This window comes from Chryseobacterium sp. ERMR1:04, assembly GCF_001297705.1.
In the GTDB taxonomy this organism is placed as follows: Bacteria; Bacteroidota; Bacteroidia; order Flavobacteriales; family Weeksellaceae; genus Chryseobacterium.
Genome location: NZ_LIRF01000003.1, coordinates 505128 through 518827, shown reverse-complemented (window position 1 = coordinate 518827; position 13700 = coordinate 505128). Strand labels below are relative to the sequence as shown.

The window sequence follows — 13700 nt, the reverse complement described above, 5'->3', positions numbered from 1 at the left end:
CATGTACGAAAAAATCAAACAAAGCTTCGATAAACAAGGTTTAATGAAGACGTTCAATGCGAAATTAATTGCAGTTGAAAAAGGACAGGTAAAAATAACCTGCGATTTTTCAGAAGGGTTGACCCAACAACACGGTTTTTTCCACGCAGGCGTTGCGACAAGTATTGTCGACAGCGCTTGTGGCTACGCCGCCTTAACGATGATGCCCGATAATATGGAAGTATTGTCTGTTGAGTTTAAAATAAACTTTATGAAACCTGCAAAAACAGATAAGCTTGTGGCCATTGGAAAAGTACTGCAAGCCGGAAGAACGTTGACCATCTGCGAAGGCTATGTTTATGACAGCAGTGAAGAAAAACTGATCTCAAAAATGATGGCTACGATGATTGGGGTTAAGAGGTGAAACTTTCTATTTTTTACCCTCTAAAAAGTTTTAAAAAAAGTAAAAAATATATCATTAATATAATACAGCAAATACCTCCTTGAGTATACAAAATAAGATTTCTTTGCTGTATTGGAATTGAACTTTTTAAAATATACAATAAAAGCATTCCTATAAAAGGGGCAAACCCTGCTAGACCAATCATTAATGCACCTCCTAGTCCATCAAGATAAGAACCATGAGAGCTTCCTGTGCCCAATGAACTGCCAATAATACTTCCCATTAGTATTGAGATTATAACATTGGCAAATAGGACAATTATAATTGTGAGTATACTTTTCATTATTTCTTTTTCTTTGGCCGCACCATAAACAACCCACCATGACTGAAATAAACACCGCCATCTATCATCTTACTATTATGATATTGTTGATGAATAAACAAAATACTGTCATTCCCCCCCTTGAAGAAGGAAGCTGGTAAAAATCGGTAAGATTGCCTAATCCATCACCTAATCTTCGATAGACTAATGAATCTCCACTGGGAAGTCCGGCACGTATTACCCAAAATCCTGTACTAAACTTGCCGAGCGAACCCAATGCATCACTGCCTTTATGTTTTTGAGTAGAAACATAAAATTGTTTAACAAATGAGGGGGTCCCATCGATTCTAATATCTTTTAATCTTGGTGGTGGCAATTTTTCAGGATAGTTTTTTTTAATGTATCTATCTCCCCAACTTGTCATCCTGTACCAATCACCTTTGTAATAATAATAATAATAATAATAAAGCCCAAAATCTGTATACCGTACAATTGACGATTTAGTGTAAAATTCCAAATGTTTTTTTTTGTATAATAATGTATCCCTATCTTCTAATTGATAGGGTAAAATATCTATAAACTTCTTCAATGTTTTATTATCATTATAAAACCATGTGGTATAATTATCACGATGACTGTTAAAAGTATAGGGATCTTCTATTAAAAGTATTTTATCCCTTTTAATAGAATCCTTAAAAATACCATCTGCTGTATATTTATAAAATTCATCTTCAGTTTCTATTACTATTTTTTTTCCAATACTATCCCATTTTACTTCTCCCCAGTCTGCTATTGGTACGATTTCATAATTCTTCGTCTCTTTTAGCTCATTGAGAAAAGGAATATGGGCATATCTGTCATTGTCTTTTTTTGTTTCCTTACAGGAAAATATAATAATACTTAATATAAATAATAATGATAGATTTTTCATTTTTAAAATTTTGGTCCTTCGAAAGGGCTGCTTCCACTCTCTATCTCACGTTCTAACTTTTCACGTTCACGATCAGCTTGTTCCTCCTTTCTTTGTACCTCCAATTTAGCAATATTTATCCATTTTTCAACTTCTGCATTATAAGCGATTTGAGGATTAATTAAAAGTTCCTTACCTATATTTTTCACATAATTTTTTTCATCTATTTTCATTTGTTTAGGATCTTTTTTCTTTTCCTCTATTTCTTCTTTCAATGGCTTTTCTTTGCTATTATTCGTTCTATAAAGATTTCTATTAAAAAAATTAATACCATAGCCTACCCTGTAGAAAATATCTCCATTATCTTTTGCCGTTTTCTGAATTCTATCCCATATTGTACTTCCTTCATTGATAGGCCAATTGGCTTCATCTCTTTTTCCTGAGCCATTGGAAAGATTAAAAATTTCGGGACGGTTGATAAATGCTACCGGAGCAAAGTGAGCTTCTAACTCTACATGATGTACCCAAACATAGCGGGCCATCATATCACTATGCAGATCTTTCACATTTGCATAATCAAAAGCCTTGGTGGTGTTGGTTAAAATTACCCCTTCTTTCGTATACACATCACCGGAGGTCTAGGATTCTTTATATTTTTTTTCGTAAATCACTGCTGATTGTTTGAATTTTTTATGGAACACACAAAACTCATCCACCCAACTTGCATAGGTGGTTTTTAAGTAAATGACTTGTTCGGGATGATCTTTGGGTATTTTTAGTCGGGTATTCATATACCCTTGATCAAATTCTGTCACCTTTATGGAGAAATCGCTGTTGGGAGATAAACCGCCTGTTCCTACAGGAACGTTATGCCATCCTTTCCATCCCAATAAAGTTGCATCATCTGTACTCCCTTTCGCATTGGCAATTCCGGGAATATCGCCATCTATCATCACGGTATCTGCACGGTCATTGGCGAAAGTAAACTGTACCGCTCGTTTTTTCAATGTATTCCATCCGTCTGTTCCCAAAAGTTTTGCACTCCATTCATCAATGCCATATTTTTGCTTGTTACGGTCTTTTGTAAACATATACGCTAAGGTAGGACTATAAGGGGTTACGGCACTTTCTATTTCTGTGGCTTTGGCATAGAGCTCATTCAGCATTCTTGGCGAATTACCTGCGACTTCCAGCACTTCACTTTTAAACCATTTATAGGTATTATAATCGGTGTAATATTTTCCTTCCTGATGCCTGTTTTTGTCATAAGGTTCTTCTGACCAGAAAGCAACAGGCTGGTGGATACCTAGCAGGATCATATTAACCGCCATCTCGTCCCAACCACGTTCTGCTGCATAATACATAGCGCCGATACAGGCGCCTACTGCCACCGCAGCTCCCTCGCTATGTCCTACAAAAGTAAGAGGATGATAATGGGGAGAATAGCTTTCAGCATTAGGGTTCTTCTCTTTTTCTCTTTCAACTTCTTCTCTGGTTTTCAGCTTCCAGTTTTTTACGGTCCAATGATAGCCTAATGTAATTCCATGACATTGCCTTTCCCAAGCAGGAGAACCCATGCCGTGAGATCCATTGATATAATGATCTCTTCTTTCTGCATTAAAAAAGCTGGTGTATAAATCTACTGCTTCACCATAATTTCTATACTCATTCCAATAGCCTTTAAACTTTTCAAGCGCCTGTTTATAAGATGAATCTTTCTTTTTAACGCCAATTCCTGTTAGCCAATTAAACCCCAGACCATACACTTCTTTAGGTTTTCCTTCTGCTTCTAAAACATCAGATGAACTCATGATATCTTTATCCATATCTGAAGGAACAACAGGTGATTCTACATCACCTGTTCTTATTTCTTCATCATGATGATGGGTATTATCTCCGTTGGGGATATACCAAGGTTTATCATCCATTCCAATGGTTACATTAAATGCTGCATTAACGGCACCTCCAACACCACTATGGAATCCGTTACAGAAAATGACTTCACCTTTTAAAACGGGTTCTAGTCCATACATCATGGGAGTTTCCGGCGGCGCTTTGGGTTTCCCATAACTTACTCCTTTCTCTATCCCCGTTTCTGTAACTAATTTCTTGGAATTGAAGGTAATATTTTCTTTGGCATACATATTATATTCTCCCCGAACAATTTCTGTAAGCTTACCTTTTATGATTCTTATATGACTCATAACTTAAAAGTTTTTACTTTTTTCTTCGCTATTATTTTGTACCTCTTTATCAGAATGCTTATTGATATTTTCGTCACTACTCATATCAATTCCTTTTTCACTAACTATTGTTTTGCCTTCCTTCGTCTCACTATGCACATCACTTTCAAAGATTTCTGTAACTTTTCCCATCACATAACTATTCACACTTCCTGAGATATTGCTGGTATAGTTTACTCCAACAGTTTGGGTATAGTTTAAGATAGCCGAAGTATTAATGTTGGTTCCTGCGGTAATGCTTATGTTTTGTCCTGCATTGATGCTTACATTTTCACCTGCATTTATCGTGATGTCTTTAGGAGCTGTAAGTGTGATACTTCCTTTTCCATCCATAAAATAGGAACTTCCACTTGGGTCAATAATATTCACACTGCCTTCGTTATCATTCATCAGAAATTTTATTCCACTTTTGGTCTGCCAAGATCTCATGTGATTATTCGCACCACCGCCTAAACCTGTGCCACCATGAAACATTCCTCCCATCACAAAAGGTCTGTCGGGATGTCCATGTTGGAAATTAACCATCACCTGATCACCTACTTCGGGAATCGCAACATAGCCACGGTTTTGCGTGATTTGATCTGTTCCTCCAGCATCGGGACTCATCATGCGGATAAAATCAGTGGTATCATTGATTTGCCAATCGAATCTCAGCTGAACGCGACCTTGGTTTAAGGGATCTGTATTTGATACAACAGTTGCAATCTGAGGATGGGTTGTCGGCGTTGTAAATTCTGGCTTAGGCATATATCCCGTTCCTTCGGAAATGGCTTCAAAACTTCCGGTATAATATCCTCTGGCATCTACTTCATGCGTCGTTTCCGTAATCATAAGGGTAGTAAGATGGCGGGTTTGATTAGAATCCTGTACCCGTATTTTGATATCAGCTACACAACCGGGATGAAGAAATGGTATGGTCGTAGAACCTGAGACATTCATGACATCCACCGCTTTACTTCCTGAAGCACTTTTTTGAGAATATTCAACATCAAGATGAGTGGAAGCCTTTATCGGAGCTACTTGTAATGATGGGGTTTTGTATATATTGTCGTTGTTGTCGTAAGCTGTTTGCGCTAAATCACCCAAATGCTGAATGGGTGTAGCTCCTGATGTAAGCTTTTGGTTTTTGCTACTATTGTAACCATAATATTGAGGTTGGGTATGAACTGCTTTGATTTCTATCTTGAGATTACTTACATTACTGCATTCTATTAACTGAATACGATCGCTGCTTGGCTGCGGAAGTTTTCCAAAGTGCAGCACATAGCCATCATAGTAAAATTGCTCTCCGTAGGCCTCGGCCATTCTCGCCAGATAATTATAATGGGTTTCATTATATTGACAGCTGTATAAAATCTGTGAACTGTCGTTGGTATCAATATTAAAATCGAAATCAGAATCTCTGAGCCCTTGTTTAATGACTTCATTAGCAATGATTCCCATATTCACAGGCAAATCTCCTCCGAAACTTTGAGTATGAGGCGCTCCATCTAAAAAAAATGTTGGACTGTACCCCTTCAAAACCAGATCTCCAAGGCTTGTCTTTTCCCTACTAAACCCCACAGAAGTAATAACACCTACGAACGACTTATTGGGATTATCTTCTGTATCAACATCTTTATATTTAAAAGTGGTTGTAAATCTTTTTCCCAATAACTTACTGGCATCTTCCAAATTTTGAGACTGCTGATTTTCTAAGCTGTCATGGGCCAGAATAATTTCAAATTCATGATGTTTGATGGCGCTTTGGGTTAATTTAAAGTGTTTGAAATGTTTAATAGGTTTTCCATCGGCATGCACTTCAATTCCTACCACGCGGTTAATTCCCGAGATGTGATTTGCCGAAATGCTTTTAGCATTATTGTCAGGCGTAAAAGAAGCTTTTCTTAATTTTGAATAATCTTCATTAGAAGGTAATTCATTTTCATTGTTTCTGTTTTTCATAATAAATGTTTTTGGGATTGGTATATTATTTTGTTATCTAATCATTGTTTTCTTTAGGTGGAGGGCTTGAAAAGAGAAGATTAAAAAAATCCATCGGAGGCAGATAAAGTCTTTTTCTTTCTTCATCGTCCAGATAATCTGAGTCATCGGTATTATAATCTATACCTACTGGCCGATTTTTATAAGGATACATTTTTTCGGGATGGTAGGTAAGAAGCCAATCTCTGAGGCGGAGCGCCATATGAGGAACCCAGGTTTTCTCAAAGTCAGGACTGAAACTATCGTCAGATTCTGAACTTACAAGAGTGACATGCTGAGGAGTAACTCTGTTGAATTTTACCATTTTTCGAGGGATATCTGCTACGACAACCCAAATGAAACCACCTATGCTATCGGTTACGGATCCAACAATAAAGTCTTCATTAATTTCTAAAATTTGATAAATCATTTGTGTGTTTTTAAGACGTTTACCTATCAAATGTAGAAAATTAATTTCATAAATATTTACTTCATATTACTGAATATGAAATAGTTATGTTTTATTTATGAGGTTTTTAAACAAAAAAAATCATACCATACTATGATGGCATGAAAAAAAATAATTGGTATTACAATTCACAATGAATCATATTCATGTAAAACTTAAAAAGAAGAAAATAAATTTTAGTGCGAATTTTTAGTGCCTGTGATAATTTTATTCAGGAATTATTATATGTCTGGTTATCAAATGTTTTTTTTATTGAAAAGACTCAATAGGGCATATTTGAAATTATTTTTTGATTAAAAAGATGAACGCAAAGCTGATGAATAATTTTGCTTTATTTTAAATGGGCAAAGTGATGCGATCTAGTGGCTTAAACAGACTTTCAAGAAATAAATATTTGAATTTTGAAGTAATAGAAAAACAAAAAACCATGAGAAAATTCCCATGGTTTTAAACAATATATTAATTAAAATTTAACTAAACCTTATCTTTCGAGATCCACTTATCAACTTGTGGAGCTTCGTAATTTTTTATTTTATGGAGAAGTGACTGGATATCTTCATCTACAATGAGCATCTTTTGATTGACTTCTTTCAGAAAACCTTTGTCAACCATGGTCTGAACCATCTTTAGTAGGTCATCATAAAAACCATTGATATTTAATATCGCGATAGGTTTTTGATGTAATCCTAATTGAGCCCATGTTATCATTTCAAAAAATTCTTCCAATGTTCCATAGCCACCAGGTAAAACGATAACACCATCTGAAAGTTCATTCATTTTAGTTTTTCGTTCATGCATTGTTTCCACTAAAATCAGTTCGGTAAGTTGCTTATGGGCAATTTCTTTTCCTTGCAAAAAATGAGGTAAAACCCCAATAGCTTCTCCGCTATGCTCTATGACTCCATTAGCAACAGTACCCATCAAACCTGTGATGGCGCCACCATACACCAATCCGATTTTTTGGATGGCCAATTGTTTTCCTAATTCGTAAGTTTGTTCTTCATAGAGCTTGTCGGCTCCAAAGCTTGATCCGCAAAATACAGTAAGTCGTTTTATCATGTCTTTAATTTTTTAATAATAAATAGATTAGGATATCGCCATTTCTGCTCGCTTACTTTTTACTTCTTTTACCACTAAATAAGTCAATATCCCGATGGCACCAATTGCATAAGCAGTTAAAATTACTAAGCTTAAATTTCCAACAGCCCATTTTGACGGGAAAATCTGGCTCATCAACGTCATAAAAGATAAGCCTATTCCTGCGCCTAAGAAATAGCTGGTGCTGGTTAAACTTGAAGCAACGCCATAATGGAAAGCTTCTACGTCCTGAATACCCAAAATGGATAAGCTGGTAAAACACAATGTCATTCCGACTCCTGAGATACATGCTGCACCCAGTAAAACGGTTGTTAAAGGATGGCCAATATAAACAGATATCAATAATGATAAAGCTCCTATGAGCATAAAACTCCAACCAAAAACTCCCATTTGAGAAGGATTCATTTTTTTTGCAATATGAGGCAGAGCAAATTTAGAAATTAGGGCAGACATCAAACTGAAGGGAACTAACATTAATCCTGCTGAAGCCGCACTGTGATTCATATCTTTCTGCAACATCAAAGAGATTAAGAATAAAAATGAAATGAAAAAGGCTCCTAATGCAAAAAATGTAATATTAGAAATTACCAACGATCTGTGTTTGAATAATTGTAAATCTATTAAAGGTTGAGCCACCGTTTTTAAACGATAGAATACAGTTCCCAATAAGGCCAGTGAGATGGCTAATGAACCAATAACCTGAATTGGCTGTTCTTTGATATGGAATAATTCGTGGGTTCCGTACGTTAAAGATAACAGTCCCAAAACAAGGAGAATCCCGGAGATGGCATCTGTTTTTTGAACATTCGGATTCTTTTCATCTTTAGGCAAATATTGATAGGCTAGAATAAGCGTAACCAAAAGAATGGGAACATTGATAAGGAAAACCCAATGCCAGCTCATATACGTGCTGATAATACCTCCAATAGACAGTCCACTCCCCGATCCAATCGCTGCAAATGAACTAAATACTCCTAAAGCACGGTTTCTTTCCTGATTTTCTCTGAATGTATTCGTAACAATAGATAATGCTGAAGGCATAATAAATGCAGCTCCTAACCCCTGCAGGGCACGAAATATCGCTAACACCTGAAAATTGGTTGAAAGTCCGGCTCCTAAAGAAGTCAACATAAAAATAAGTCCGCCAAGAAGAAACACTTTTTTTCGTCCGATTTGATCGGATAATTTTCCACCAATAATTAAAAAGCCACCAAAGAATAGTACATACAAAGTCTGTAACCATTGAACTGTATCTGCTCCAATACCGAATTGCTCTTGTATGGAAGGGATGGTTAAGTTAATGATCGCAATATCAAGAGCTTCTACAAAAGTTCCTATAGAGGCTAAAATTAAGATCAGGTTTTTTCTTGCTTGCATATTCTTCGAAATTTCTGGCAAAATTAACATTATTAGAACGTTTATGAAAATTATGTGTTAATTTTGGAACAAATAATATTATAAGAGATTAATAAAGAACATGTGTTCTTTTAATTAGATTTTAAACCTGAAAAATAGAACAAATGGCAACCGAAAATTATTCAGTAGACGAGAAAGACCTTTCTATACTGCGTTTGTTGCAGAAAGATGCAAAGCTTAGTATTCGTGATCTTGCGGCAAGAATTAACCTGAGTCCTACGCCTACACATGAACGTATTAAGCGTATGGAAAAACTAGGAATCATTAAGGAATATACTGCGATTGTAGACCGTAAAAAAGTGAACAAAGGCATGATGGTAGTTTGTATGATTGCTCTGAATGCCCATAACAAAAGCATTGCTACAAAATTTATAGAAGAGGTGAGCAAACTTAAAGAAGTGGTTGAGTTCTATAATATCAGCGGTGAGTTTGATTTTATGCTAAAGATCTTAGCGCCTAATATGGACGAGTTTCATGATTTTTTTGTGAATCAACTTTCAGAGATTGAAGGTATCGGACAAACCAAAAGTATCTTTGTGATGAACAGTATTAAAGAAAGTTCTCAAATTCTTTAATTTTTTTTTATCATAAACAATCATTTGGGAATTAATAAATATGAATAATTTTAATCATTTCAACTCATTGAATATCTTTTGTTTATGATTTTATATTTTTAATTTTAGAATATTTAAATTAAGAGAATAATGCAAATATTTTAACTTATTTCGTTAAATAAAATAAATATTTTCATCAATTACGTAAAGTTTATGTGAAACATAATATTATTTGCTATATTTGCGGATCGAAATAATTTTTTTTCATCATTTGTGTTTTTTTAGACCTCCTTCTTGGAGGTCTTTTTTTTGCTTTAAATTAAATTGTATGTAATTGATTACGAGCTTTATATATTTTTTAGTGGAAATAAAAAAGGTATTAATTTGATATTTTATGCATTATTCTATTTCTCATTTTAGTGATAATTTCATTATTCTGTGAAAAACAAATGAGAAATTACCCTCTATTTTTAAAATTTCAGTGAAAAAAATTTTTTTTTCAGCTTGCTTACACCTTTATTTTAACCATAAATCGAAGATTCGACGGAGTCAAAAGAGACAAAAGTATTTTACTGAAGTGTATCATGAAGTGAAAACAAGAAAACATAAATTAAAAAAAAACTGATTTTCAGTTATTTAAAATTTTAGCCAAAATTCAGAAATGTTTGATTCAATATTATTTCACGATACATTTTTGTCGTTTCATATTAAAAAATTGGCAAACTTAAACAAACTGACAATCTTAATTTTGTACCAAAATAGTTCTCTTATGATGACAAAGCCTGAAAAAAGGAAAAACGCCTCTTATATTTTACTGATCATTAATGTTTTGGTGGTCGTATTGGTATCAAGCAACTTGCGATCTCCGATTATTTCGGTAGCTCCCGTGTTGAGTGATGTACGGGAAGCGTTAGGTCTGGATAATTTTCAAGTGAGTATGTTGACCTCTATTCCACTGTTTATGTTTGCTACATGTTCTGTTTTAGTAAGCAGATTTTCACATAAATTCAGCATCAGTCGGTTTTTGATGTACTCCTTAATTATTTTAAGTTTTGGATTATTCTTACGAATCACAGGATCTCTCTGGATGTTATTTTTAGGATCAATTTTCATCGGCTTAGGAATTTGCATAGGAAATGTGGTCACTCCGGGATATGTTAAAAACAATTTCCCTAAACAGATCGGTTTAATGACAGGAATTTTTGCCGTGTCAATGAATCTTACCGCTGCCCTAGCTTCAGGTTTCAGCGTAAGAATTGGAGAATGGACAGGTTTTGGGTGGCGAGGATCTTTAGGAATTTGGCTGATCATTGCAATATTAGGATTGATCGTTCTAAGTCTGGAAATTATATTCAATAAAAAGAATGCTGATCAAACGAAAACAGCTTTAAGTGTTTCAGATTTTAATATGTTTAAATCTCCCCAAGCCTGGAGCATCAGTATTTTTATGGGATTACAGTCTTTATTTTATTATTGCCTGATGACTTGGCTTCCCTCTTTGCTCACCGATTATAATATGCAGGCAGAAAGTACAGGTTGGGTTCTTTTTGTAATCCAGATTACGATGATTCCTGTTGCTTTTTGCTGTCCCATTATTGCAAGTAAAATGAAAGATCAGAGAATATTAATCGTTTTTATTTGTACGTTAATGTTCGGAAGTACCATGATGTTTGTATGGCTGCAATCTCAATGGATCTATCTGAATGCTGTTATTATTGGGATTTCAAACGGACTGTCTTTTAGTTTATCCATTTTATTCTTTTCTACCCGAACAAAAAACTGTGCTAACGCCATCAAAATCTCCGGAATGGCTCAGTCTGTAGGATATTTGATTGCTGCATTCGGACCGCCGGTCTTCGGAAAGCTTCATGATTGGGATGTCTCTTGGAAGAGCTCGTTTTACTTTTTAAGCTGTGCGGTAATGGTCATGTTTTATTTTGGAATGAGAGCCGCGAAAAACAAGAATGTGGAAGAGTAATACATGTAAAATAAGAAAAAGTCTCTTTCGAGACTTTTTGTATTCATTCAAATAAGATTCATCAATATTATTTACTATCAAAAAACCGATTAAATAAAGCAAGTTGATTAGCCAAAGATTGGCTCCAATAGCTGGTTGTATGATCTCCAATAGATTCTATATACAAATGTTGTACTTTTTGAGCGGTCAATTTTTCATGAAACTTTCTGTTTTGCGCGATCATTTGAACATCATCTGTACCACAATCAAAAATATAGCTTTGCTGGGCATCTTTCATGATTTCTACTTTGCTGTCGGTAAGGTATTTTGGATCTAATGACTCTATGGGACCTAAGACTTTATTAACCTGATAATGCGTGTAACCTTCACCAAAAGTTTTAAAATCTAATGCACCACAAGAACTGCCGACGATTCCGAAAGTGTTATGATACGTCACTCCGATATTCACAGCGCCATAGCCACCCATACTCCATCCTAGAATCCCTCTGTATTGTTTCTCTTTTTGAGTAGGATAATTTTTATCAATAAAATCGACTAATTCTTTACCTATAAAAGTCTGGTATTGTGAATCTTTTACAATGGGACTGTCTACATACCAACTGCTGAAATTTCCATCAGGAAGAATATAAATGGTATTGTATTCTTGTGCTTTTTTACTTAAACCCGGCAAGTCTTCCTTTACGGTTCTATCAGGGTTTCCGCTGTAGCCATGTAAAATATAGACCGTTTTATAATGCGCAGAAGGCTTTATGTTTGGAGTGATAATAATCGTCTTAATGTTTTTCTTCATTACAGGACTATACACCTCTTTATGAACGATTTTTTGAGCAGAAAGCTCAGTGAAACTAATGGTTGCGAATACAATGATGATTAACTTTTTCATGGGATAAAAATGTTTAATTAATGATTTCTTTTATTTCGTAATGAAATTGTACTCTGCAAAATTGCGCGACATAAAGGCTAAAACCATCAACATATGTTGACGACTTTCTTATTTTAATTCTTTTCTTATTCTGCTTAGCTGAGTTGGGGTAACTCCCAAATAAGAGGCGATATGATGTTGTTTTAAACGATGATACAAAGATTCGTTTTCTAATAATGATACATACCGTTGCTTGGCTGTTTCATATTTTAAAGAGATCTCTAGTGGTTCTTTCTTTACGACCCAGTTTTTCTCCAGATAATGAAGGTGAAACATGGCAAGATCATGGTGTTTATGCAAGAGTTCCCGGTATTCTTTTACGGAATATTGTATGACCTTACAATCTTCTAAAGCAATGATATTAAAATCACTGGGTTCATTTTTAATAATGGATGAAGTGGAAGCAACAAAACTCTTTTCTTCAAAAAATATCTTATAGACAGAATCTCCATTTTCATTATTAAAATAATATCCTATTAATCCGGATTGTAAGAAATAATAGTACCGAGACATTGCTCCGGATGCTAACATTAATTCATTTTTAGGATAATTTTCTTCGGTACAGATCTTTGATAAAGCTGCGATGGTTTCCTGTGATAAAGGATAATAAAGATTGATTTGTTCTAAGAATTCTTTCACTGTAACGATTGTTTCTGGTTGTAAAATTATGAAGTTATTAGGGATATATTTTACGTCACTCTTTTTTATTGCATGAAAGAACCCATTCTTCTTTTCGGCATTTAGGGCATTGTCGGGAATCTCCTGGAGTTTTTATTTCTGTATGTCCGCAAAAAGTACAGGCATAATGTCCGTCTTTTTTAATCATTTTTAACGGATTTTCTAATGAATTAGGCATAATGGGAAGACCATATTTTACCTCTTTATCTTCATAAAAGAAAACACTGATCTCTCCGGAAATTTCTTCGATAGCGGTTTCAACCTGTCCTAGTTGAGAAACTCCTTTCAAGCGCAGTTCGGTGAAAAATTCATCACTTCCGAGATTTTCCTTTTTAAAATTATCGATGGCAAATTCTCCATTTTCGATTAAACAAATAGGTTTTCCTTCAAGCAACTGCTCAAAACCTTTATATTTTCCAATAAAATAAGTAATGATACTGTAGAGTAAAATAATGACAACGAAAACAATAATGGAAGATATAATTCCTACATCTTTATTAAACATGGGGTCTCCAGCGGCGGAACCCAAGCCGATAATCACAACCAGTTCAAATATCGAAAGTTGTTTCACGCCTCTTTTCCCTAAAATCCGTAATCCGATAATGATCGTTAAAAACATGATGGCTGTTCGCAAAATGATTTCCAGAATAAATGACCATTCTTCCTGGCCCATTAATAATTCTTTCCAGTTTAGATGTAATAGAAATGAAGCGAACATAGAAAAGTATTTATTTCACCAGTTCAAAAAATAAGCCACAAGCATAAA

The 13700-nt window shown here is 34.8% G+C and carries 14 protein-coding genes; 3 read left to right on the top strand and 11 right to left on the bottom strand.

Annotated elements, in window-relative coordinates:
- The first annotated feature begins 1 nt into the window (after position 1).
- A complete protein-coding gene (locus AMQ68_RS02455) occupies positions 2–403 on the top strand; it encodes a PaaI family thioesterase (protein WP_054509034.1) in 402 nt (133 codons plus the stop codon).
- 13 nt (positions 404–416) lie between these two features.
- Here the strand turns inward: AMQ68_RS02455 and AMQ68_RS02450 are convergent, their stop codons facing one another.
- The 8 genes from AMQ68_RS02450 to AMQ68_RS02415 form a co-directional block, all read right to left on the bottom strand.
- A complete protein-coding gene (locus AMQ68_RS02450; protein ID WP_123905583.1) occupies positions 417–725 on the bottom strand; it encodes a hypothetical protein in 309 nt (102 codons plus the stop codon).
- A 64-nt stretch (positions 726–789) separates the two neighbouring features.
- Positions 790–1635: a hypothetical protein gene (locus AMQ68_RS02445; RefSeq protein ID WP_054509032.1), complete on the bottom strand. Its 846-nt coding sequence runs from the start codon at positions 1633–1635 to the stop codon at positions 790–792.
- Positions 1636–1637: 2 nt separating this feature from the next.
- Entirely contained in the window at positions 1638–2240 is a 603-nt protein-coding gene (locus AMQ68_RS02440) for a hypothetical protein (RefSeq protein ID WP_054509031.1), read from the bottom strand.
- A gap of 12 nt (positions 2241–2252) precedes the next feature.
- On the bottom strand, positions 2253–3818 hold the full coding sequence (locus AMQ68_RS02435) for a hypothetical protein (protein ID WP_054509030.1): 1566 nt from the start codon (positions 3816–3818) through the stop codon (positions 2253–2255).
- 3 nt (positions 3819–3821) lie between these two features.
- On the bottom strand, positions 3822–5801 hold the full coding sequence (locus tag AMQ68_RS02430; RefSeq protein ID WP_054509029.1) for a type VI secretion system Vgr family protein: 1980 nt from the start codon (positions 5799–5801) through the stop codon (positions 3822–3824).
- Positions 5802–5838: 37 nt separating this feature from the next.
- Positions 5839–6249 (bottom strand): hypothetical protein, encoded by a 411-nt coding sequence (locus tag AMQ68_RS02425; protein ID WP_054509028.1) that lies wholly within the window; start codon positions 6247–6249, stop codon positions 5839–5841.
- A 513-nt stretch (positions 6250–6762) separates the two neighbouring features.
- Entirely contained in the window at positions 6763–7347 is a 585-nt protein-coding gene (locus AMQ68_RS02420; protein ID WP_054509027.1) for a TIGR00730 family Rossman fold protein, read from the bottom strand.
- 27 nt (positions 7348–7374) lie between these two features.
- Positions 7375–8763 (bottom strand): MFS transporter, encoded by a 1389-nt coding sequence (locus tag AMQ68_RS02415; protein ID WP_054509026.1) that lies wholly within the window; start codon positions 8761–8763, stop codon positions 7375–7377.
- Positions 8764–8906: 143 nt separating this feature from the next.
- On the opposite strand from AMQ68_RS02415, the gene AMQ68_RS02410 reads away from it, so the two are divergent.
- A complete protein-coding gene (locus AMQ68_RS02410; RefSeq protein ID WP_054509025.1) occupies positions 8907–9377 on the top strand; it encodes an Lrp/AsnC family transcriptional regulator in 471 nt (156 codons plus the stop codon).
- A gap of 748 nt (positions 9378–10125) precedes the next feature.
- Positions 10126–11334, top strand: coding sequence for an MFS transporter (locus AMQ68_RS02405; protein ID WP_241775035.1), 1209 nt, complete (start codon positions 10126–10128; stop codon positions 11332–11334).
- A 67-nt stretch (positions 11335–11401) separates the two neighbouring features.
- On the opposite strand, the gene AMQ68_RS02400 is transcribed toward AMQ68_RS02405, so the two are convergent.
- From AMQ68_RS02400 to AMQ68_RS02390, 3 genes are all read right to left on the bottom strand, one after another.
- On the bottom strand, positions 11402–12217 hold the full coding sequence (locus AMQ68_RS02400) for an alpha/beta hydrolase family protein (protein ID WP_054509023.1): 816 nt from the start codon (positions 12215–12217) through the stop codon (positions 11402–11404).
- Between the two features lie 108 nt (positions 12218–12325).
- The gene (locus AMQ68_RS02395; protein WP_054509022.1) at positions 12326–12895 is read right to left on the bottom strand and encodes a Crp/Fnr family transcriptional regulator; all 570 of its coding nucleotides are present in this window, start codon (positions 12893–12895) and stop codon (positions 12326–12328) included.
- A gap of 55 nt (positions 12896–12950) precedes the next feature.
- Positions 12951–13652, bottom strand: a complete 702-nt coding sequence (locus AMQ68_RS02390) for a DUF421 domain-containing protein (RefSeq protein WP_082383947.1) — start codon at positions 13650–13652, stop codon at positions 12951–12953.
- Positions 13653–13700: the final 48 nt, after the last annotated feature.

Bases quoted from the DNA above. Each gene is read 5' to 3' on its own strand.
- AMQ68_RS02430 (WP_054509029.1), bottom strand. From the start codon at position 5,801: ATGAAAAACAGAAACAATGAAAATGAATTACCTTCTAATGAAGATTAT.
- AMQ68_RS02450 (WP_123905583.1), bottom strand. From the start codon at position 725: ATGAAAAGTATACTCACAATTATAATTGTCCTATTTGCCAATGTTATA.
- AMQ68_RS02415 (WP_054509026.1), bottom strand. From the start codon at position 8,763: ATGCAAGCAAGAAAAAACCTGATCTTAATTTTAGCCTCTATAGGAACT.
- AMQ68_RS02425 (WP_054509028.1), bottom strand. From the start codon at position 6,249: ATGATTTATCAAATTTTAGAAATTAATGAAGACTTTATTGTTGGATCC.
- AMQ68_RS02390 (WP_082383947.1), bottom strand. From the start codon at position 13,652: ATGTTCGCTTCATTTCTATTACATCTAAACTGGAAAGAATTATTAATG.
- AMQ68_RS02455 (WP_054509034.1), top strand. From the start codon at position 2: ATGTACGAAAAAATCAAACAAAGCTTCGATAAACAAGGTTTAATGAAG.
- AMQ68_RS02435 (WP_054509030.1), bottom strand. From the start codon at position 3,818: ATGAGTCATATAAGAATCATAAAAGGTAAGCTTACAGAAATTGTTCGG.
- AMQ68_RS02400 (WP_054509023.1), bottom strand. From the start codon at position 12,217: ATGAAAAAGTTAATCATCATTGTATTCGCAACCATTAGTTTCACTGAG.
- AMQ68_RS02420 (WP_054509027.1), bottom strand. From the start codon at position 7,347: ATGATAAAACGACTTACTGTATTTTGCGGATCAAGCTTTGGAGCCGAC.
- AMQ68_RS02445 (WP_054509032.1), bottom strand. From the start codon at position 1,635: ATGAAAAATCTATCATTATTATTTATATTAAGTATTATTATATTTTCC.
- AMQ68_RS02405 (WP_241775035.1), top strand. From the start codon at position 10,126: ATGATGACAAAGCCTGAAAAAAGGAAAAACGCCTCTTATATTTTACTG.
- AMQ68_RS02410 (WP_054509025.1), top strand. From the start codon at position 8,907: ATGGCAACCGAAAATTATTCAGTAGACGAGAAAGACCTTTCTATACTG.